Source organism: Micromonospora sp. WMMA1947 (assembly GCF_027497355.1).
In the GTDB taxonomy this organism is placed as follows: Bacteria; Actinomycetota; Actinomycetes; order Mycobacteriales; family Micromonosporaceae; genus Micromonospora.
Window position 1 is genome coordinate 1,744,292 of record NZ_CP114909.1, and the last position, 19,944, is coordinate 1,764,235.

The 19,944-nt window shown below is 73.1% G+C and carries 22 protein-coding genes and 3 tRNA genes; 16 read left to right on the forward strand and 9 right to left on the reverse strand.

What is annotated here, in order from left to right:
• The first annotated feature begins 82 nt into the window (after nt 1-82).
• Nucleotides 83-1,183, forward strand: a complete 1,101-nt coding sequence (locus tag O7604_RS08400) for a serine hydrolase domain-containing protein (protein ID WP_281579332.1) — start codon at nt 83-85, stop codon at nt 1,181-1,183.
• 428 nt (nt 1,184-1,611) lie between these two features.
• On the opposite strand, the gene O7604_RS08405 is transcribed toward O7604_RS08400, so the two are convergent.
• Nucleotides 1,612-2,934, reverse strand: coding sequence for a deoxyribodipyrimidine photo-lyase (locus O7604_RS08405; protein WP_281579333.1), 1,323 nt, complete (start codon nt 2,932-2,934; stop codon nt 1,612-1,614).
• Nucleotides 2,931-3,857, reverse strand: coding sequence for a phytoene/squalene synthase family protein (locus tag O7604_RS08410; protein ID WP_281579334.1), 927 nt, complete (start codon nt 3,855-3,857; stop codon nt 2,931-2,933). Before O7604_RS08410 ends, O7604_RS08405 begins: the two co-directional genes overlap by 4 nt.
• Nucleotides 3,858-3,921: 64 nt before the next feature.
• Between O7604_RS08410 and O7604_RS08415 the strand changes: the two genes are divergently transcribed.
• From O7604_RS08415 to O7604_RS08450, 8 genes are all read left to right on the forward strand, one after another.
• Nucleotides 3,922-5,076, forward strand: coding sequence for a polyprenyl synthetase family protein (locus tag O7604_RS08415; protein ID WP_269703032.1), 1,155 nt, complete (start codon nt 3,922-3,924; stop codon nt 5,074-5,076).
• 29 nt (nt 5,077-5,105) lie between these two features.
• The gene (gene crtI, locus O7604_RS08420) at nt 5,106-6,587 is read left to right on the forward strand and encodes a phytoene desaturase family protein (RefSeq protein WP_281579335.1); all 1,482 of its coding nucleotides are present in this window, start codon (nt 5,106-5,108) and stop codon (nt 6,585-6,587) included.
• Entirely contained in the window at nt 6,584-7,177 is a 594-nt protein-coding gene (gene idi, locus O7604_RS08425; RefSeq protein ID WP_269703036.1) for an isopentenyl-diphosphate Delta-isomerase, read from the forward strand. Before crtI ends, idi begins: the two co-directional genes overlap by 4 nt.
• Entirely contained in the window at nt 7,167-8,114 is a 948-nt protein-coding gene (locus O7604_RS08430) for a MerR family transcriptional regulator (protein ID WP_281579336.1), read from the forward strand. Before idi ends, O7604_RS08430 begins: the two co-directional genes overlap by 11 nt.
• Nucleotides 8,115-8,190: 76 nt before the next feature.
• Nucleotides 8,191-8,976 carry a polysaccharide deacetylase family protein gene (locus O7604_RS08435; protein ID WP_269703040.1) on the forward strand — a complete coding sequence of 262 codons (786 nt, stop codon included), beginning with the start codon at nt 8,191-8,193 and terminating at the stop codon, nt 8,974-8,976.
• 143 nt (nt 8,977-9,119) lie between these two features.
• Nucleotides 9,120-9,192, forward strand: a tRNA-Glu gene (locus O7604_RS08440).
• Nucleotides 9,193-9,225: 33 nt separating this feature from the next.
• Nucleotides 9,226-9,299 (forward strand) — tRNA-Asp (locus O7604_RS08445).
• 76 nt (nt 9,300-9,375) lie between these two features.
• Nucleotides 9,376-9,449, forward strand: a tRNA-Phe gene (locus tag O7604_RS08450).
• Between the two features lie 63 nt (nt 9,450-9,512).
• Here the strand turns inward: O7604_RS08450 and O7604_RS08455 are convergent.
• A complete protein-coding gene (locus tag O7604_RS08455) occupies nt 9,513-10,409 on the reverse strand; it encodes a LysR family transcriptional regulator (protein WP_281579337.1) in 897 nt (298 codons plus the stop codon).
• 79 nt (nt 10,410-10,488) lie between these two features.
• Between O7604_RS08455 and O7604_RS08460 the strand changes: the two genes are divergently transcribed.
• Together O7604_RS08460 and O7604_RS08465 are read left to right on the forward strand one after the other, a co-directional pair.
• Nucleotides 10,489-11,313 (forward strand): NAD(P)-dependent oxidoreductase, encoded by an 825-nt coding sequence (locus O7604_RS08460; protein ID WP_281579338.1) that lies wholly within the window; start codon nt 10,489-10,491, stop codon nt 11,311-11,313.
• Nucleotides 11,307-11,723, forward strand: coding sequence for a RidA family protein (locus O7604_RS08465; protein ID WP_281579339.1), 417 nt, complete (start codon nt 11,307-11,309; stop codon nt 11,721-11,723). Before O7604_RS08460 ends, O7604_RS08465 begins: the two co-directional genes overlap by 7 nt.
• An 86-nt stretch (nt 11,724-11,809) precedes the next feature.
• On the opposite strand, the gene O7604_RS08470 is transcribed toward O7604_RS08465, so the two are convergent.
• The gene (locus O7604_RS08470) at nt 11,810-12,247 is read right to left on the reverse strand and encodes an ArsI/CadI family heavy metal resistance metalloenzyme (protein ID WP_269703046.1); all 438 of its coding nucleotides are present in this window, start codon (nt 12,245-12,247) and stop codon (nt 11,810-11,812) included.
• Between the two features lie 76 nt (nt 12,248-12,323).
• Between O7604_RS08470 and O7604_RS08475 the strand changes: the two genes are divergently transcribed.
• Genes O7604_RS08475 through O7604_RS08485 form a run of 3 tightly spaced genes read left to right on the forward strand, consistent with a single transcriptional unit; the run spans nt 12,324 to nt 13,824 of the window.
• Nucleotides 12,324-12,683, forward strand: a complete 360-nt coding sequence (locus O7604_RS08475) for a metalloregulator ArsR/SmtB family transcription factor (RefSeq protein WP_269703049.1) — start codon at nt 12,324-12,326, stop codon at nt 12,681-12,683.
• Nucleotides 12,680-13,417 carry an MIP/aquaporin family protein gene (locus O7604_RS08480; protein WP_281579340.1) on the forward strand — a complete coding sequence of 246 codons (738 nt, stop codon included), beginning with the start codon at nt 12,680-12,682 and terminating at the stop codon, nt 13,415-13,417. Before O7604_RS08475 ends, O7604_RS08480 begins: the two co-directional genes overlap by 4 nt.
• The gene (locus O7604_RS08485; protein WP_281579341.1) at nt 13,414-13,824 is read left to right on the forward strand and encodes an arsenate reductase ArsC; all 411 of its coding nucleotides are present in this window, start codon (nt 13,414-13,416) and stop codon (nt 13,822-13,824) included. Before O7604_RS08480 ends, O7604_RS08485 begins: the two co-directional genes overlap by 4 nt.
• A gap of 120 nt (nt 13,825-13,944) precedes the next feature.
• Here O7604_RS08485 and O7604_RS08490 read toward each other — a convergent pair whose 3' ends face one another.
• Nucleotides 13,945-14,856 (reverse strand): hypothetical protein, encoded by a 912-nt coding sequence (locus O7604_RS08490; RefSeq protein ID WP_281579342.1) that lies wholly within the window; start codon nt 14,854-14,856, stop codon nt 13,945-13,947.
• Between the two features lie 196 nt (nt 14,857-15,052).
• On the opposite strand from O7604_RS08490, the gene O7604_RS08495 reads away from it, so the two are divergent.
• The gene (locus O7604_RS08495; RefSeq protein WP_269703056.1) at nt 15,053-15,568 is read left to right on the forward strand and encodes an SRPBCC family protein; all 516 of its coding nucleotides are present in this window, start codon (nt 15,053-15,055) and stop codon (nt 15,566-15,568) included.
• A gap of 45 nt (nt 15,569-15,613) precedes the next feature.
• Here O7604_RS08495 and O7604_RS08500 read toward each other — a convergent pair whose 3' ends face one another.
• Both O7604_RS08500 and O7604_RS08505 read right to left on the reverse strand, forming a co-directional pair.
• On the reverse strand, nt 15,614-16,318 hold the full coding sequence (locus O7604_RS08500; RefSeq protein ID WP_281579343.1) for a DUF2786 domain-containing protein: 705 nt from the start codon (nt 16,316-16,318) through the stop codon (nt 15,614-15,616).
• A 46-nt stretch (nt 16,319-16,364) separates the two neighbouring features.
• Nucleotides 16,365-16,754, reverse strand: coding sequence for a hypothetical protein (locus tag O7604_RS08505; protein WP_043327529.1), 390 nt, complete (start codon nt 16,752-16,754; stop codon nt 16,365-16,367).
• A gap of 166 nt (nt 16,755-16,920) precedes the next feature.
• On the opposite strand from O7604_RS08505, the gene O7604_RS08510 reads away from it, so the two are divergent.
• On the forward strand, nt 16,921-18,258 hold the full coding sequence (locus O7604_RS08510) for an ABC transporter substrate-binding protein (RefSeq protein WP_269703061.1): 1,338 nt from the start codon (nt 16,921-16,923) through the stop codon (nt 18,256-18,258).
• A gap of 57 nt (nt 18,259-18,315) precedes the next feature.
• Here the strand turns inward: O7604_RS08510 and O7604_RS08515 are convergent, their stop codons facing one another.
• Both O7604_RS08515 and O7604_RS08520 read right to left on the reverse strand, forming a co-directional pair.
• Entirely contained in the window at nt 18,316-19,059 is a 744-nt protein-coding gene (locus O7604_RS08515; RefSeq protein ID WP_281579344.1) for an enoyl-CoA hydratase/isomerase family protein, read from the reverse strand.
• Nucleotides 19,056-19,913 (reverse strand): 3-hydroxyacyl-CoA dehydrogenase family protein, encoded by an 858-nt coding sequence (locus O7604_RS08520; RefSeq protein ID WP_281579345.1) that lies wholly within the window; start codon nt 19,911-19,913, stop codon nt 19,056-19,058. The genes O7604_RS08515 and O7604_RS08520 overlap by 4 nt, the downstream gene beginning before the upstream one ends.
• Nucleotides 19,914-19,944: the final 31 nt, after the last annotated feature.

Consider the following 19,944-nt stretch of genomic DNA (forward strand, 5'->3'; position numbering starts at 1 on the left):
TTCCGCACCTTCGGGACACCGACCACCGCACCGGGCCGGAATTCCCGCGCTCGTCACGAACGTGACCGCCTACCGTGGCCGCATGCACACGCGCTTCACGCCGGTCCGGGACTGTTTCCACGACCTGTTCGCCACCGGCCGGGAGACGGGTGCGTCGCTGGCGGTGTGGCACGACGGCGTACCGGTGATCGAGCTGGTGGGCGGCACCACCGCGGCGGTCCCGCCCGGCGTGGTCGTACCGGTTTCCGGGGCGGACCGGCCGTGGCGGCCGGACACGCTCGTCGACGTCTACTCGGTCGGCAAGCCGGTGGTCGCGCTCTGTCTGCTGCTGCTCGTCGACCGGGGCCGGGTCGACCTGGACGCGCCGGTCTCGGCGTATTGGCCGGGGTTCCGCGCCCCGGCCACCGTGCGGCAGGTGCTCGCCCACACCGCCGGGCTGCCCGCCTTCCCGGTGCCCCGGCCCGCCGCCGCCATCGCGGACTGGGACCTGCTCTGCGCCGACCTGGCCACCGCCGACCCCGAGTGGACGCCGGGCGCCGTCGCGGCCGAGCACGCCTGGACGTACGGGCACCTGGTGGGCGAGGTGGTCCGCCGGGTGGACGGACGCTCGGTGGGCCGGTTCCTTGCCGAGGAGATCGCCGGACCGTGGCGCCTGGACGTCGCCTTCGGACTGGACGAGGCCGGCCGGCGGCGGTGCGCCGACCTGTCGTACGCCGATCCGGCCTGGCCGGACGCGATGCGCGGCGAGCCGGGCTCGTTGCGGGCGTGGGCGCTGGACAACCCGCCGGGTGGGCGCGACGTCGCTATGTTGAACAGCGACCTGTGGCGGGCCGCCGAGATCCCGGCGGTGAACCTGCACGCCACCGCCGCCGGGCTCGCCCGCCTGTACGCGGGTCTGCTCGCCGGCGGCACGCTGGACGGGGTACGCCTGTTCAGCCCGGAACTGGTCACCGAGGCGACGCGGGTGCAGTATTCCGGCCCGGACCTGCTGCTGGACCGGCCGGTGGACTGGACACTCGGCATGCAGTGGGAGCCGGACGGCAGCTGGGGCATGGGCGGGATCGGCGGCAGCAGCGCCTGGGCCGACCCGGAACGCGGTTACACCTTCGCGTACGCCACCGCCCGGCTGGCCGACCACGATCGGGTGGAGGACCTGGTCGAGGCGCTGCACTCCTGCCTCTGACCGACCGTCACAGTCGGTGACTGCCGGGCGTTGTCACGCAGCGCATTCGGCCGGCCGGGCAGCCCGGACTCCCCTTTCCGCCTTTGCTCTGCAGCCATCGGCGCAGCATCGCGTTGAGCAGGCATTTCCTCGCAGGTCCGAAAACCGCGCAAGGCCGGGACGGTCACTTTCGGCAACCGATGCGGATATGGCTGCAGAGCAAAGGGGACCAGAGGTGAACGGTGTCGGCGGGGCACCCGATCACCGAAGGTAACCGAGGAGCCGGCCCGCGACGCGCGGGAGGTCAGCGCCGGCGGGGTTCGTGACCGTGCGCGGGCGACGCATCTGGCGCGACCGCCCGCGCGTCCCCGCAAGCCGGCGCGCGGCGGGTCGGCGGGCAGCGGGTCGGCGGGCGGCGAGGCGGCGGGGCGGCGGGGCGGCGGGCGGCGTCAGCGGAGCCAGACCGGGTCGGCGCCCGGCACCTCCAGCGGTGGCGGGTAGTCGAGCGTGCGGCGCACCTCGCCTGGAAGCCGCCACGGCTGGTGGACCGCCTTGCCCGCCACCGACGCGAGCTCGGGCACCCAGCGCCGCACGTACGCGCCGTCGGGGTCGTAGCGCTCGGCCTGCCGTACCGGGTTGAAGCCGCGGTACGGCCGGGTGTCGTTGCCGGTGCCGGCCACCCACTGCCAGTTGCCCGAGTTGTTGACCCGGTCGCCGTCGAGCAGCCGGCGGAAGAAGACCTCCAGGCCGGGCCGCCAGTCCAGTCCGAGGTGCTTGGTCAGGTAGCCGGCGGTGATCAGCCGCGCCCGGTTGTGCATCCACCCCTCGGCGCGCAACTGGCGCATGCCGGCGTCCACGATCGGCATGCCGGTACGCCCCTCGGTCCAGGCGTCGAGCGCGTGCGCGTCTTCGCGCCACTCCTCGCGGGCGCCGCGCCGGTAGGCGACAGTGGACAGGTCGGGGAAACCGGCCACCACCTGGTGGTAGAAGTCGCGCCAGCAGAGCTGCCGGACGAAGGGTCCGTCCCGGTCACCCGCCCGGTTCGCCACGGCCAGCGGCGACACGCAGCCGAAGCGCAGGTACGGGCTGAGCCGCGAGGTCTCGTCGCCGGCCATGTCGTCGTGGATGTCGCCGTACCGATGGAGGGTGGGCAGCCAGGCGGTGAGCCGGCGCCTGGCGACGGCCTCGCCGCCGATGGCGGCATCCGGGCTGTCGCCAGTCGGCGGGTCCGGCAGGCGGCCGGGGTCGACGCCGTCGGGCAGCCGAACCCGCTTCGGCGCGGCCAGCTCGTCCCGCCACCGGGCGCCCTGCCAGACGCGGAAGTAGGGGCTGAAGACGCGGTAGTGGTCGCCGCCGCCGGGGCGCAGCGCGCCGGGCTCGACGACGGTCAGGCCGGGGAACAGGCGCAGGAACATCCGGTGCCGCTCGCACTCGGCGCGCAGCCGGCGTTCCCGGCGGTGTGCGTAGCGGCTCACGTCGGCCGAGAGCCCGACGCCCTCGGCGCCCACCTTCCGGGCCAGCTCGACCGTTTCGGCCACCGGGTCGCCACGCCGGATCACCAGGTCCCCGCCGCGTGTGCGGAGCGCCTCACGCAGGTCGGCCAGGCTCTGGTGCAGGAACCGGGTGCGGTTCGGCGAGAGCTTCTGCAACGCCGGATCGAGCACGTAGAGCGGCACCACCCGGTCGAACGCGGAGCAGGCGGCGGCGAGCGCCGGGTGGTCGTGCACCCGCAGGTCACGGGTGAACAGCACGACCGCCGTGCGGCCGGTCATCCGGCCAGGGCCGGTTCCAGTGCCGGGCCGGGCACCCGCACCGGCGTGCCCGACGGGGTGAGCAGCGCCCGCGCGGCCACCGCCATCCGGCGCCGCTGCGGCACCAGGGCCCGGCGGACGAAGACGTCGTAGTCCTGCGCGGCCACCTCGTCGAGGATGCCGCCGTAGAGCGCGTACGCGGTGCGCATGCACGCCTGCGAGGCGGGGTGAAGCAGCGGGATGCCGGGCGCGGCGGCCACGTAGTGGGCCTGGGCGCGGGTCACCTCGTACTCGATCAGCTCGCGGATGCGCGGCGTGGTGCGGCCGGCGGCCTTGGCGGCGAGCAGGTCGTCGCGGGTGAGGTCGAACTTGGCCAGGTCCTCGTCGGGCAGGTAGGTCCGGCCCCGGTCGAGGTCCTCGGCGACATCGCGGATGAAGTTGGTGAGCTGGAACGCGAAGCCGAGCTGGCGGGCGGGCTCGCGGGCGGCGGCCGGGTCGGAGCTGCCGAGGATCGGCAGCATCATGGTGCCGATGACCGCGGCCGAGCCCTCCATGTAGTCGAGCAGGTCGTCGTAGGTCGGGTACGACATGACCGTCAGGTCCATCGCCATGCTGCGCAGGAACGACGCGAAGTCGTCGCGGTCCAGGTCGAACACGGCGATGGTGTGCAGCACCGCGGGGAGCAGCGGGTCGTCGACCGACGCGCCGTGCAGCCCGGCGACGAATCGATCCGACCACTCGCACAGCCGGGCCGCGCGCTCGGCCGGCGGCAGGTCCTCGGTGCGGTCGACGATCTCGTCCGCGTAGCGGGTGAAGCCGTACAAGGCGTGCACATGCCGCCGTTTCCAGGCGGGAAGCAGCCGGGTGGCGAGATAGTAGGTACGGCCGTGACGCCGGTGCAGCTCGCGGCAACGGTCATAGGCAGCGGTCAGATCCGTGTCCATCGGCCCTCCTCAGTTTCGACGCAGCAATCGACGCAACTCGTAACCCTAGGGTACGCTCGCCCACATGGCCAACGACGCAGTTGCGGGTAATGCGCTCCGCGTCGCGCCGGCTCAGCCCGGGGCGACGGACGATCCGGTCCGCGGCGTACTGGCCGCGTTCACGAAAGACCTGATCAAAGGGGTCGATGAGACGCTGGTGGCGTTCCTGGCCGCGGAAGTCGACTCGCTCACCGAGATCGACGCAGCGATGGGTGGTTTCGCCGCGACGGCACGCGACAGCGTGCTGGCCGGCGGCAAACGGGTCCGCCCCACGTTCGCGTACTGGGGATGGCGAGGTGTGGTCGGCGGTGAGGAACCGCTGTGCTCGGTGCTCCCCGCGCTGTCCGCGCTGGAACTGCTGCACACGTTCGCGCTTGTGCACGACGACGTGATGGACGCCTCCGACACGCGGCGAGGGCTGCCCACCGCACACCGGGCCGCCGCCGCCCGGCACCGGGCCGCCGGGCACACCGGCGACCCCGACCGGTACGGCGAAGCCGTCGCCGTCCTCATCGGCGACCTGTGCATGGTGTGGGCCGACCGGCTCATGGCACACGCGGCGGTCCCGGCGGACCGGCTGCTCGACGTACGCCGCTGCTACGACCAGATGCGGGTGGAGACGGTCGCCGGGCAGTTCCTGGACGTGCTCGGCGAGAACGACTCGGCGAACTGGACCGTCGACCGGGCGCTACGGGTGGCCCGCTACAAGACGGCCAGCTACACCGTCCAGCGTCCGCTGCTGTTCGGCGCCTGCCTGGCCGGCGCCGACGCGGACGGCCCGCTCATCGCCGCGTACACCCGGTACGGGCTGGCCGTCGGCGAGGCGTTCCAGCTCCGCGACGACCTGCTGGGCGTCTACGGCGACCCGGAGACCACCGGCAAGCCGGCCGGGGACGACCTGCGTACCGGCAAGCCGACCGCGCTGCTGATGCTGGCCCGGCAACTCGCCGACCCGGCGCAGCGCCGCGTCCTGGAGCGGGCCGGCTCGGTCACGTCGGCACACGAGGTGGACCGGCTGGCCGACGTGGTCCGGGACACCGGGGCCGCGGCCCGGGTGGAAAGGATGATCTCCGAGCGGGTGACCGAGGCGCTCGCCGCGCTCGGCACCGCACCGATCGACGAGACCGCGCGCACCGCGCTGACCGGCCTCGCCACCGCCGCCACGGCGCGGCGGGCATGATGAGCAACTTCGCGAGCAAGGGGGCCGGAATGCGTACCGTCAAGGGACGGACCGACCGGGTGGTCGTGGTCGGCGCCGGGCTGGGTGGGCTGGCCTGCGCGCTGCACCTGGCCGGCAGTGGCCGGCAGGTGACAGTGCTGGAACGCGAGCCGGTGCCGGGCGGACGCGCCGGGCGGCTGAGCGTCGACGGGTACGAGTTCGACACCGGCCCGACCGTCCTCACCATGCCCGACCTGATCGCCGAGGCGCTCGGCGCGGTGGGCGAGGAACTGACCGACTGGCTCGACCTGACCCCGCTCGACCCGGCGTACCGCGCCTACTACCCGGACGGGTCGACGCTGGACGTCATCACCGACACCACCCGGATGGCGGCCGAGATCGCCCGCGTCTGCGGCCCCCGGGAGGCGGACGGCTACCTGCGTTTCGTCGACTACGCCCGCAACCTGTGGCAGTGGGAACGGGCCGACTTCATCGAGCGCAACCTCGACGCGCCGACCGACCTGCTCACCGGCAACCTGCTGAAGCTGTTCGCGAGCGGCGCCTTCCGGCGGCTCCAGACGAAGATCAACCAATTCTTCCGCGACCCGCGTACCCAGCGGATCTTCTCCTTCCAGGCCATGTACGCGGGCCTGTCGCCGCACGACGCGCTGGCCATCTACGCGGTCATCGCGTACCTCGACTCGGTGGCCGGGGTGTGCTTCCCGCGCGGCGGCATCCACGCGGTCTCGCGCGGCATGGCCGGCGCGGCCGAGAAGCACGGCGTGCAGATCCGGTACGGCACCACGGTGACCCGGGTGGAAACCGCCAACGGCCGCGCGACCGGCGTCGTCACCGCGGACGGCGACTTCGTCCCCGCCGACACGGTCGTGCTCAACCCTGACCTGCCGGTCGCCTACCAGGACCTGCTGCCGCCCAGCCGCCAGCGCAAGCTCACCTACTCGCCGTCCTGCGTGGTGCTGCACATCGGTTCGACGCAGGGCTATGGCAAGATCGCCCACCACAACATTCACTTCGGGCGGTCCTGGAAGGGCACGTTCGACGAGGTGATCCGCCGAGGCGAGCTGATGACCGACCCGTCGCTGCTGGTGACGAACCCGAGCCGCACCGACCCGTCGGTGGCGCCGGCCGGCAAGCACACCTACTACGTGCTGGCGCCGGTGCCGAACCTGGAGCGCGCGCCGTTCGACTGGACGGGCGACCTCACCCAGCGGTACGCCGACCAGCTCGTGAGCACGCTCGAGGAGCGCGGCTACGTCGGCTTCGGCGACGGCATCGAGGTGATGCGGGCGGTCACCCCGGCCGACTGGGCAGCACAGGGCATGGCCGCCGGCACCCCGTTCGCCGCCGCGCACAGCCTCTTCCAGACCGGCCCGTTCCGCCCCTCCAACCTGCACCGGACGCTGGACAACGTGGTGTTCGTCGGCTCCGGCACGCAGCCGGGCGTCGGGGTGCCGATGGTGCTGATCAGCGGCAAGATCGCCGCCGCCCGGATCACCGGGACGATGTCGTGAGCGAGCGGGAGACACATCTCGTCGAGCTGGTCGGCGACGACGGCCGGGTGCTCGGCGAGACCACAGTGGCGAGCGCCCATCAGCCACCCGGGCGGCTGCACCGTGCCTTCTCGGTGCTCCTCGTCGACCCCGAGGGGCGGGTGCTGCTGCAGCAGCGGGCCGCGGTCAAGACGCGGTTCCCGCTGCGCTGGGCGAACTCCTGCTGCGGGCACCCGCTGCCCGGCCAGTCGCCGGCCGAGGCCGCCAACCGGCGGCTCGCCGAGGAACTCGGCGTCGACCCGGTCGACCTCACCGAGGTCGGCGTCTACCTCTACTACGCCGAGGACCCGGCGACCGGACGGGTCGAGTTCGAGTACGACCACGTGCTGCGCGCCGACGTACCCGCCGACCTGGTGACGCGGCCCGACCCGGACGAGGTGGCCGACCTGCGCTGGGTCGACCCCGGCGCGGTGGTGGCCGACCTGGACGCCCACCCCCGCGAGTACGCCCCGTGGCTCGGCGGCGTGGTCAACCGGCTGCTGCACCCGACCGACGCGTCCCGGCCGGGCGTACCGGCCACCGAGGCACCGGAGCGGTCGGGTGGCCGATGAGGCGCTGAGCGCGGGGGCCGTCGCACGCCGACTCGGCGTGGCGGTCACCACGCTGCGTACCTGGCACCAGCGCTACGGTCTCGGTCCCAGCGAGCACGTACCGGGCCATCACCGGCGGTACACGCCGGCCGACCTCGCCCGCCTGGAGATCATGCGCCGGCTGACCACCGAGGGGGTGGCGCCCGCCGAGGCGGCCCGCTGGGCGCGGCAGGCACCGGCCGTGCTGCCGCCCGAGCGGCTCGGCCTCAAGGCACGGGTCTCGACGGTACGCGACGGGGGCGGCACCACCATCCCGGTCGGCCGGGCCGGACCGGCGGCGCGCGGGCTGGCCCGTGCCGCCATGCGACTGGACTCGGTGACCATCGGCCGGACCATCGCCGACGCGCTGGCGGCCGACGGCGTGGTGGCGACCTGGGAGGGTCTGCTGCGCCCGGTGCTCGCCGGCATCGGGGAGCGGCACGCCGCCACCTCCGCGCTGATCGAGGTGGAACACCTCATGTCCCGGTGCGTCTCCGAGGCGTTCGCCACAGTGGCGCAGTCCCATCCGACCAACGGCCCGCCCCGGATCCTGCTCTCCTGCGCCGACGAGGAGCAGCACTCGCTGCCGCTGGAGGCGCTCGCCGCCGCGCTGGCCGAGGTCGGTGTGAGTTACCGCATGCTCGGCGCCCGCGTACCGGTGCCGGCCCTGGTCGAGGCGGTCAACCGGACCGGACCGGCGGCGGTGGTGCTGTGGTCGCACATCCGCGCGACGGCCGACCCGTGCCAGCTCACCGCGCTGCTGGCGGTACCGCGCCGGCCGCTGCTGGTGCTCGCCGCCGGGCCCGGCTGGCGGGCCGACTCGCTGCCGGCCGGGGTGGTTCGGCCGGTGGACCTGGCCGAGGCGTTGTCGCTGGCCGTGGCGGTACGGGACTCGCTGGACCAGTCGACGACGAGCTGAGCCCCTCTCCCGTTCCGGGTCGACGTCCACTACGGTCGGAAAGTCCGTCTGACCCCGACCCCTCCGGGAGCGACGAATGCGTCCACGCGCCCTGTCGGCGCTCGCCCTGGGCCTGGTGCTCCTCGTCACCGGCTGCGGCGAACCCGGCAAGTCACCCGAGAAGGCCGCCGCACCGCCGTCGGCCTCGGCGTCGCCGTCCCCGACGCCGGTGACGAAGCCCTCACCGACCACCACCCCCGCGAAGCCGAAGCTGCGCCCGGTGCCGAAGAAGCTGCCGGCGGGCCTGCACCGGGCCAGCGGGAGCAACGGCGTGGCGCTCACCTTCGACGACGGTCCGGATCCCCGCTTCACCCCGCAGATCCTGGCCCAGCTCCGGGCGGCCCGCGTGAAGGCCACCTTCTGCGTCGTCGGCAAGCAGGCCAAGCGCTACCCGGAGCTGGTGGCCCGGATCGTCCGGGAGGGGCACCAGCTCTGCAACCACAGCTGGCACCACGACGTGAACCTGGGCCGGCGGTCCGCCGCCGAGATCCGATCCGACCTGGAACGGACGAACGAGGCCATTCACGCCGCCGCGCCGAAGGCGCCGATCACCTGGTTCCGCCAGCCCGGCGGCCGCTGGACGGCCGAGGAGGTCGTGGTCGCCAAGCAGATGGGCCTGCGCCCGCTGCACTGGAGCGTGGACCCGCAGGACTGGGACCACCCGCCGGCGAAGACGATCATCAAGCGGGTGAAGGGGGCCACCCGGCACGGTTCGGTCGTGCTGATGCACGACGCGGGCGGCGACCGGGCCCAGACGATGGCGGCGTGCCGGCACCTGATTCCGGACATCAAGCGCCGGTTCGGCATCGCCCTACCGCGCTGACCTGCGGTTTTGTCCGGCTCCACGGTCATGCCCATACCGGTTTGGCCGTCCGTGCAGGCATGACATATGCTTCTCCTGCCTCCGGCGGGGCCGGATGGGAGCAAGTCCGCTTGAAGTTGCGAGTGTGCAATGATGGCGGGGCCGCCCTCATCGTCTAGCGGCCCAGGACGCCGCCCTTTCAAGGCGGTAGCACGGGTTCGAATCCCGTTGGGGGCACGGTCCGGCTCGCGCCGGATGCAACACCAGCCAGGTCCTGTGGAGCAGTTGGAGTGCTCGCCGCCCTGTCAAGGCGGAGGTCGCGGGTTCAAGTCCCGTCAGGACCGCAAGCGCTGACGCCGCGCAGCTCGATGCGCGGCGTTCTGCGTATCGGCTCGTGCGGTAGCATGTGCCGAGCACCACGGCCAGGTAGCTCAGTTGGTACGAGCGTCCGACTGAAAATCGGAAGGTCGGCGGTTCGACCCCGCCCCTGGCCACATAGCCTTTCGCCGGGCTACAGGAACGCCGACCAGCGGGAACGCAGGTCGGCGTTCTGCTTTTCAGCCCAGGTGGGCCGCCTCCGCCCGCAGATGCTCGAGAAACCGCGTGACCGTCGGCGACGGCGTCCTGCCCCGCACGGTCGCCGCGAATATCTGCCGTACCGACTCGTCGTCCGGATGCAGGCGTAGCAGGGCGATGTCCGGCGGGGTTCCGCGTACCGCCAGGGCCGGGACCAGAGCCACCCCCAGCCCGGCGGCGACGCATCCCAGCTTGCCGGTCCACTCGGCCGCGACGATGTCGATGCGCGGTGAGAAGCCGCTGGGCAGGCTTGCCCGGAGCAGGCTGTTCTCCGCGGTGGCCGAGCCCACGACGAACGCGTCCTGAGCGAGGTCCGACAGGCGCACCGAGCGGCGGCGCGCGAGCCGGTGGTCACGGGCGACCGCGACCAGGAGCCGCTCGTCGAGCAGATGTCGCAGGTCGAATCGTTCGCGGTCCAGCTCTCCCGTGGGCGAGGCGCTGACCACTGCCACATCCGCCTCCTCCGCGAGCAGGCGCTCCAGCAGCCGCGGCGTCACGCCCTCGACCAGCGACAGCGAGATCTCGGGATGGGACGAGCGGAACGACGCCATCGCCCGGGGTACGAGAGCCGCGACAGCGGTCGGGAAGGCACCCACACGCAGCCGCCCTCGGCCGAGCCCGCGCAGGTCCTCAAGGTCACGCCGGGCCGCGTCGAGCCGGTCGAGGACCGCCTCGGCGTGCGGGAGCAGCTCTCGTCCCTCCTCGGTCAGGGTGACGCCGCGGGGCAGCCGGTCGAAGAGCCGAGCGCCGATGTCGGCCTCGAGCGCGGCGATCTGCCGGGAGACAGCCGACTGGGTGAAGCTGAGGGCGCGTGCGGCGGTGGTGATCGAGCCGTGCCGCGCGACGGTGCGGAACACCTCCAGCAGCTGAGTCTCCATGGCAGGCATGGTAATCACGCATGGCAGGCATGCGAGACATTCGTTGGTCGCATTGCTCTCACCGTCCTAGCGTTACCGCGTGAAGATCATCGCGGTCCTCGGGACAGGACACATGGGTACGCCGATCGCGCGTCGCCTCCTTGCCGGTGGCAACCGGGTCAGAGTGTGGAACCGCAGCCCGGAGCGTTCGGAGCCGCTCGCCGCGGTCGGCGCGACGGTGGCCGTGAGCCCGTCCGCCGCGGTCGACGGAGCCGACGTCGTCGTCGTCATGCTCGCCGACGCCGGCGCGGTCGAGACGGTGCTGTTCGGGCCGGACGGCGCCGCCACCGCGCTCCGGCCCGGGACGGTCGTGGTACAGATGTCGACGATCGGGCCGGACGAGGTACGAGCGGTGGCCGACCGGCTTCCGGCGGGCGTCTCCCTCCTCGACGCCCCCGTCGGCGGCAGCGTCAACGCCGCCGAGGCCGGCACGCTGGTGATCTTCGCGGGCGGCCCTGCCGATGCCGTGGAGAGTGCGGCTCCGGTGCTGGGGCAACTCGGGACGGTCCGCCACTGCGGTCCGATCGGCGCAGGCGCCGCCGTCAAGCTCGTCGCGAACACGGGCTTGGTGACTGCTGTCGCCGCGCTGCACGACGCGCTCGCTGTCGCCACGGCGCTCGGTGTCGACAGGCAGACCGCCCTCGACGTCCTCGGCCGTGGGGCCCTTGCCGGCGCGGTCGGACGGGCCACAGCCCCAAGCGCCTCGTTCGCAGTCGCGTTAGCGGCGAAGGACGCGCGGCTGGCGCTGCGCCACCCGGTGCCGGCGCCCGTGCTGGAGGCCGCCCTCGACCTGATGCAGGCCGTACCGGACCAGGACGCGGACCTGTCCTCCCTCGTCTCAGCCGATTTCCTGAAGGGATGCTGATGCGCCTCACCCTGGACAACCCCGCATCCGTCGCGACGCCGTTCGGCGACCGCTTCGCGCACGTCGCCCGGATCGATGTCGGCGGCGGCGCGCTGCTGATGCTCGCCGGACAGGTCGCCGTCGACGACGAGGGCAAGGTGGTGGCCCCCGGAGACCCTGGCGCCCAGGCCGAACGGATCTTCGAGATCGTGAGCGGCGTGCTCGCGGCGCACGGCTCGTGCTTCGACGACGTGCTGCACATCCGCACGTTCATGACGGACCTGGCTGACCTTCCGGCGTACGCGGCCGTCCGGCGCCGGATCTTCACGGGCACACCGCCGCCGGCGAGCACGACTGTCGAGATCAGCAGGCTCTTCCTACCGGGCGCTGTGCTCGAGGTCGAGGTCACGGCGGTGGTCCGGTCCCGCTAGGGCTCGGCACTCAGGCGGCGTAGCTGAACCGTCGGGAAGGATCCCCACCGGCGGACACTCCGATGGGGATCCTTGCCGTATCCGGGTCAGACCGCGGCGGGCTGCTCCGCGGTGTCCGAGGCGCAGCAGGCGCTCTCGGTCACCTTCTCCAACTGCGGCGAGTCGGCCTTGACCGTGTAGACCTCCCACGGCTCGTCGCCGGGACCGCGCACCCACACCTTGTCCTGGAGCGCGTAGCAGCACTCGGTGTCGTTCTCCTCCAGCGTGATCAGGCCGGACTCGGTGAGCCGGCTGGTCGCGGCGTTCACCTCGTCGGTGGTGGCCACCTCGACCCCGAGGTGGTCCATCACCGTCGGCAGGCCGGGCTCACCTTCGAGGAGTACGAGCTTCAGCGGCGGGTTCTCCACCGCGAAGTTGGCGTAGCCGGGGCGGCGCTTGGCCGGCTCGACGCCGAACAGCTTGCTGTAGAAGGCGACGGAGCCTTCGAGGTCGGACACGCGCAGGGCGAGCTGGACGCGGGACATGTGAACTCCCTGTCTAGATGATTATCGAAGCAGGACCAACCTTGCCGCCTGTTTTGAAGTCTGTCAACCTAGAGGAATGTCGAAACAAGCGCTGCCGCTGGTGGACGTCAACGCGGTCGCCTGCTGCCCGCCGATGTCCGTACGCCCGATGGAGCCGGACCAGGCGGCGGTGGTGGCGCCGATGTTCAAGGCGCTCGGCGACCCGGTCCGGCTGCGCCTGATGTCGATGATCGCCTCGGCGCCGGAGATCTGCGTCTGCGACCTGACCCCGGCGTTCGACCTGTCCGGGCCGACCATCTCGCACCATCTCAAGGTGCTGCGGGACGCCGGGCTGGTCGACTCCGAGCGGCGCGGCACCTGGGTCTGGTACCGCGTCCGCCCCGAGGTGTTCCGCCAGCTCGGCGCGCTGCTCCAGATCCCCGCCCACGACTCGTGACGCTCGCCCTGCCCCGGCGCGCCTCGGCGGAGTTCGCCGGCACCGCGCTGCTGGTCACCGCCGTGGTCGGCTCCGGGATCGCGGCCGCCCGGCTCTCCCCGGCCGACACCGGGCTGCAGCTGCTGGAGAACGCGATCGCCACCGCGCTCGCGCTGGGCGCGCTCATCCTGACCTTCGGCCCGGTGTCCGGCGCCCACTTCAACCCGGTGGTGTCCGCCGTCGACTGGTGGCTGGGCCGGCGCGCGGGCACCGGCCTCACCGGGCGGGACCTCGTCGCGTACGCCGTGGCGCAGGTCGGCGGCGCGATCACCGGAGCCGTCCTCGCCCACCTGATGTTCGGCCTGCCGGCCGTGACCTGGTCCCGCACCGCACGCGGCGGAGGCCACCTCCTGCTGGCCGAGGTGGTCGCCACCGCGGGCCTGGTGGTGCTGGTGTTCGCGCTCGCCCGGTCCGGCCGTACCGCCGCCGCGCCGGCCGCCGTCGGCGCCTGGATCGGCGCGGCCTACTGGTTCACGTCGTCGACCTCGTTCGCCAACCCCGCCGTCACCGTCGGCCGGGCCCTCACCGACACGTTCGCGGGCATCGCGCCCGCCTCGGTGCCCGGCTTCGTCGCCGCCCAACTGGCCGGCGGCGTGGTCGCCGTCGCCGCCCTCGCCCTCTGGTACCCGCACGCCGCCGACACCGCGGACGACGTGGTGGTACCGCACCCCACCCGGGAGACCGAAGCGCGATGAGTGACAAGCCGAGCGTCCTGTTCGTCTGCGTGCACAACGCCGGCCGCTCCCAGATGGCCGCCGCGTGGCTCCGCCACCTGGCGGGCGACTTCGTCGAGGTCCGCTCCGCCGGGAGCGAGCCCGCCGACCGGATCAACCCGGTCGCGGTCGAGGCCATGCGGGAGGTGGGCATCGACCTCACCGGTCAGACGCCGGCCCGGCTGACCTGGGACGCCGCCGAGGCCAGCGACGTCATCGTCACCATGGGCTGCGGCGACGCCTGCCCGGTCTTCCCCGGGAAACGGTACGAGGACTGGAAACTCACCGACCCCGCCGGCCAGTCCCTCGACGTGGCGCGAGGCGTACGCGACGAGATCCGGGCCCGGGTCGAGGCCCTGCTCGCCGACCTCGGCCGCGATCTCAGCTGAAGCACAGACACCCGGTTGATCAAGGAGTTGGTGTCATCCAGGGCGGGTGAACCGGACACAAACTCCTTGATCAACGGGCTGGGGGCGGGCTGGGCGAGGGCGAGGGCGAGGGCGGGCGGGTCAGGGTTTGGGCGGGCGGCGGTTCTGGGTGGGGCTGCCCTGGATCGCCTCCCAGACGCTTCGACCTGCCTGCCGGAGCGCCTGTCCGGCCTGTCCCGCCAGCTGCGCCGCCTCGGCTGCGGCGCTCGCCGGCTGGCCGGTTCGCTCCGAACCGCGGCCCTTCTCGCCGGACCGGTCGGCCGACGAGCCCGCGCCGGCGCCCCGCTCCGAGCCGGCAGCGCGCTCGGACTTCGCCTTGCTCTCCCGCCCGGCACCAGGCGGCGGTGGCGGCTCAGTCCGCCCGGCACCGGGCGCCGGTGACGGCTTCGGCCGATCGCCACCAGCCGGTGGGGACTCCGTCCGGGCCGGGCGCTGGGGCGGTTCGGGTGCCTCGATCGGGCCGGACACCGCCGGACCCGCCCGATCGACCACCTCACCGGCCGCCGGCGCCGCTCGATTGACCGCCGCAGGAGCGGTGCGCTCGACCACCTCGCCGGCCGCGGCCACCGTACGCCCGGTCTGGTCCACGACCGGCGCGGCGAGCCGGTGCACGTCGTCCAGGGCGACCCCGGCCGAGCGGGCCAGCGCGTCGATCAGCTGCGGGTTGCGGTCGATGGTGGTCAGCGCCCGGTCGAGGATCTGCACCAGCTTCTCCAGCCGCACCTTGAGCAGCGCCTCGGCGCGCACCCCGGTGATGTCCAGCTCGACGCCTTCCAGGTGCACCCGGACCCCGGCATCGAGTTGGAGCAGGTTGGCCAGCCGGGCGCGCAGCGACAGGTCGGCGTCGAGCCCGTCCACCGCGAGCCGGATCTCGTCGACGGTCAACTCCGGGACGTCGAGCAGGACGTCCGGCTCCGACTCGGGATCGACCGGCTTGGCGGGCGGCTCGTAGCCGGGGTCCGGCACTGGTTCGGTGGCTCGCCTGTCGCTCATGCGCTCCGCTCTCCCATCGGTCCGGTCGGCGGCGCTTACCCGCTTTCCGGTACGGCATCCGTCACCCGCCCTGCCGGGCCTTGCGCCGAGCGCCTGTCCCGCCACTCAGTGTTGTCGGGAACCGGTGTTCCCGGTGTCCGGAAGCGGGCGGAACGGAAGCTGCGCACCGAGACATGAGCCGGTATGGTCCGGACCTATGGGACAGGAGATGGCCGATCCGGATGAGGTCCGGCAGGAATCCGACCGGTTCTCCCTCCGCAGCAATCTGCTCGCCCCGGCGTCCGCCGAGCGGGCGTACGCCGTGTTCACCGAAGCGCTCGCCGACTGGTGGGTGCGGGAGTACACCTGGTCCGGCCCGGAGGCGCTCGCCGCGATCGGCATCGAGCCCCGGGCGGGCGGCATGCTCTACGAGATCGGGCCGTACGGCTTTCGCAACGACTGGGGTCGCGTGCTGACCTGGGATCCGCCCCGGCGCCTGGTCTTCACCTGGCAGATCGGCCCGGACCGGGTGCCTGTGCCCGATCCGGCACGGGCCAGTGAGGTGGAGGTCCTGTTCCACGCCGACGGTCCGGAACAGACCCGGGTGGACGTCGAGCACCGTTACTTCGACCGGCACGGCACGGCGGCCGAGGGCTACCGCGAGGCGCTCACCGCGGGCTGGCACGAACTGCTCTGCCGCTACCTGGCGACCGTCGCCCGCACCGCCGCCTGACCGCGCCGAGGCGAGCGCCCGGGCCGGCAGGCCCCGCGGGCCCGGTCAGCCGCCGATGCCGGGCGCCGCGCCGGTTCCTCCCACGCCGGGGCCGCCGAGGTCGGCCCGGCGGCCGGCGTCCGCGCCGGAACCGAAGCCGCCGCCCGCCAGCCGTCGTCGCGGGGCGGTGCGCAACCGGGGGTACGCCTCGGCGACCCGGCGCTGGACGCGATCGGATCGGTCGGTCAGCACCAGTGCGGTCGAGGGTCCACCCGACTCCGCCACCGCCTTGCTCTCGGCCGCGCGCAGTCGTTCCGCGACGACGTACGCGAAGCCGGCCAGCCAGGTACGCCGGAACGCCGCCGGGTGCTCCCCAGCCGGTACGACAGCACCTGCCAACCCGTGCGCGGCCTGCACCAGCAGCGAGGTGAACAGCAGCTCTACCCGTTCCAGGTCGCTGGCGAAGCCGAACATGTGCATGACGAAACCGCTGCCCTCGCGGCGGCGTACGCATCGGCAGCGCAACGGTTCGGCGACCGACGCGAGCAGGCCGGCCTTGTCCCGGGCGTACGGCGCGACCACCTCGACGGTCCGGTCGCCCACCGGATCGGCGGCCGGGTCGCGTGCGGCGAGCAGCGCCCGGTCGACGCCGTAGCGGGCGATCAGCTCGGTGGCCTTGGCCATGAAGGCGGCCGACTCGGCGGGCGTGCAGGCCGGGTCCTCGGCCTGGGCGAGCAGCTTGCGCACCTTGCTGAGCATCGCCTCGGACATGCACCCACAGCTACCACAGCCGGGGCGTTGTGCCACGCGGCGGGGTTCAGTCCGACCGGCTGCGCAGCGTGGCGATTGTCGATCCGGCGAGGGTGAGCAGGCAGTCGGGCAGCAGGCCGTCGGCGGCCGCCGCCCCGAACAGCGCCTCGCCGGTGTCGGCGTCGTCGTTGGCGCACGCGCTGACGAAGCGGGCCACCCAGCGGGTGTCGTAGTCGGCCTGGTCGATGCCGGGGAAGTCGAGGGCGGCCCCGCCGGCCGGTGCGTCGTCGCCGAGCATGGTGGCGGCGAGGCACCACGCCACTCCGTACGCCCCGGCGAGGCCGGAGCGGTCCACCACCGCGTCGAACGTGCCCACCACGCCTGCGCCGTCCCCGGCGAGGGCCGAACGGAGCACGGCGGTCGCGTCGTCGAGCGTCTGCTGTGCTTCGTCGTTCACCCGCGGAACAGTATCGCCGGGGGTCAAGCCGTGACCCGCGAACAGCACTTTGACCACGCAGAGTGATACCCGCAGTCGGGGTGCCGACGGAGCCGACTCCACAGTCCCGCCTGCCGCGCGAGCACGCTAAGGTGCGCAGCGGACCTTCGCCGGAGGAAGGACGACCATGCTGAGAACACGCACGTCGCGCGCTGCCCTGTCCATGGCTTGCGCGGCGCTTCTGCTCGCCACGAGCGCTTGCGGGAGCGACGAGCCGGAGGAAACGCCTGCCACCCAGGTTCGCCTCTACGGCACCGACGGCAACATGCTCAATTCGTACCCCACGGAGCTCAAGGACCGGGCGGACCTGGTGAACGGGATGAAGGGCACCACGCCCCTCACTCCGCTGGCCGACAGCTTCAAGGAGCGACTACTCGCCGTAGACCCGAAGCTGGGTGACTTCCTCTACTCCGCCGAGTCGTACGACGCGGTCGTGATCAGCGCGCTGGCCGCCCAGCTCGCCGGCACCACGGCGCCGGCCGAGATCGCCGAGCAGATCGTCGGGGTGACCACCGGCGGCGAGCGCTGCGACGACGTGTCGGCCTGCCTGGAGCTCGCCCGCGCCGGCCGTGACATCGAGTACCGGGGCGTGTCGCTGACCCGCGCCGGGTTCACCGACACCGGCGAGCCGGCCACCGCGAGCTACGGCACCATGCACTTCGACAACCAGAAGATCGACGACAGCAAGACCGAGTTCGTCGGTGCCGGTGAGGAGTCCGGGGCGAGCACCAAGACCCCGCCGCGGGGCCGCAAGCTGCGCGACGGGAAGGCGAAGGACGCCCCGCTGGTCCTCGGCGGGCTGCTGCCGAAGACCGGTGACCTGGCGCTGGCCAACCCGCCGCTGGCCGCCGGCGCGGCACTCGCGATCCGGGAGGTCAACGCCGCCGGTGGGGTGCTCGGTGAGCCGGTGAAGTGGATCGAGGGCGACGACGGCACCAACCCCGAGGTCGCCAAGGCCACTGTCGCCTCGCACGTCAGCAAGGGCGTCCACGTCATCATCGGCGCGGGCGGCTCCGGCATCTCGCGGGCCGTGCTGCCGGACGTGGTGGCCGCCGGCCGGATCCTGTTCTCCCCGTCGAACACCGACGCGGGGCTGAGCGCGGTGGACGACAAGGGCCTGTACTTCCGTACCGCCCCGCCGGACAGCCTCCAGGGTCGCGCGCTGGCCGACGTGATGCTCCGGGACGGGCCGCGCAAGATCGCCATCCTGGCCCGTAAGGACTCGTACGGCGAGGGCCTCCAGGAGAACGTCCGCTCGGAGCTGGAGAAGGCCGGCATCGGCGCGGACCGGATCAAGCTGCTCACCTACGAGCCGCCGGCCGACCCGAAGACGCCCGTCGACTTCAGCGGCACCGCCAAGGAGATCAAGGCGTTCGGGCCGGAGGCGCTGCTGCTCATCGGCTTCGCCGAGTCCGCGCCGGCGATCACCGCGCTGGACGACGCGGGAGTCGACATCAAGAACTGACGCGTACCGACGCGAAGGGCCGCACCGGGAACACCGGTGCGGCCCTCGTCGTCCGGCTCAGCGGGTCCGGCGCCGGTCCAGGAACTCGGTCATCCGCCGGTGCTTCTCCTCGTCCTCGAAGAGCACCGCCTGGCTCAGCAGGTCGAGCTGCGGGTGCGCGGCCGCCGGGGCGTCCACCGCCATCTTGGTCAGCCGCAGCGCCAGCGCGGAACCCTTCGCCATCTCGTCGAGCAGGCCGTGCGCGGTGGGCAGCAGCTCCGCCGGGTCGGCGACCACCCGGTTCACCAGCCCGATCCGCAGCGCCTCCTCGGCGTCCACCCGCCGGCCGGTGAACAGCAGTTCCTTGGCCCGGGCCTCACCGATCAGCGCCGGCAGCCGGTAGGTCGCGCCGGCGCCGGCCAGGATGCCCAGCCGCACCTCGGGCTGGCCGAACACCGCGCGGTCCGTGCACACCCGGAGATCGCAGGCGTACGCGAGTTCGGCGCCGCCGCCCAGCGCCGGCCCGTCGACTGCCGCCACGGTGGGCATCGGCAGGGCCCGGATCCGGGCGAAGACGCCCTGGTTGATGGCGGCCAACGCGTCCAGCCGGCCGCGCTCGCGGAGCTGGGCGATGTCGGCGCCCCCGGCGAAGATGCCCGCCGTCCCGCCGGTGAGCAACAGCAGCCGGGGACGCGCCTCCAGGTCGGCGCAGACCGCGTGCAGCTCACCCACCAGGTCGGCGTCGATCGCGTTGCGCTTCTCCGGCCGGTCCAGCGTGACCACCAGCCGGTCCGGCAGCTCCTCGATCCGCAGCCCCTTCATTGCTTGACACCGTCCTTCCAGGTGTAGAAGCCCTGACCGGACTTCTTGCCCAGCTTCCCGGCGGCGACCATCTCGACCAGCAGCGGCGGCGGCGCGAAGCGTTCGCCGTACGCGGCCTGGAGCGTGCGCGCGATGTCGAGCCGCACGTCCAGCCCGACCAGGTCGGTCAGCTCCAGCGGGCCGATCGGGTGCCGGTAGCCGAGCACCATCGCCTTGTCGATGTCGGCCGGGCTCGCCACCTCGTCGGCCACCATCCGGATCGCCTCCAGGCCGAGCGTGACGCCGAGGCGGGAGGTGGCGAAGCCGGGCATGTCGCGTACGACGACGGGGTCCTTGCCCAGCCGGGCGGCGAGCGCGACGGCCGCCTCGGTGGTCTCCGGCGCGGTGGCCGGGCCGACCACGACCTCGAGCAGCGCCATCGCCCACACCGGATTGAAGAAGTGCAACCCGACGAAGCCGGCGGGCCGGTCCAGCCCGGCGGCCAGTTCGGCGATCGGGATGCTGGACGTGTTGCTGCCCAGCAGCACCGGCCGGCGGCTCTCCGCCTCGCGCAGGACGGCGCGCTTGAGGTCGGGCCGCTCGGGCACCGCCTCCACGATCACGTCGGCGCCCTCGGCCACCTCGGCGAGGCCGGCCCGGAGCGTGACGCGCTCACGGTTGGCGGCGGCGGCCTCCTCGGTCAGCTTGCCGCGCCGCACCCCCCGGTCCCAGAGTTCGCCGAGCCGGCGCAGGGCCTCGGCGCCCCGGGCGGGGTCGACCTCGACCAGTTCGACCGCGTACCCGGCGCCGGCCGCCACGTACGCGATGCCGAGGCCCATGGTGCCGGCCCCGACGACCACAAAACGACCACTCATCGGTGTCCCCTCGCCGCGGCGGGGGCGCGCG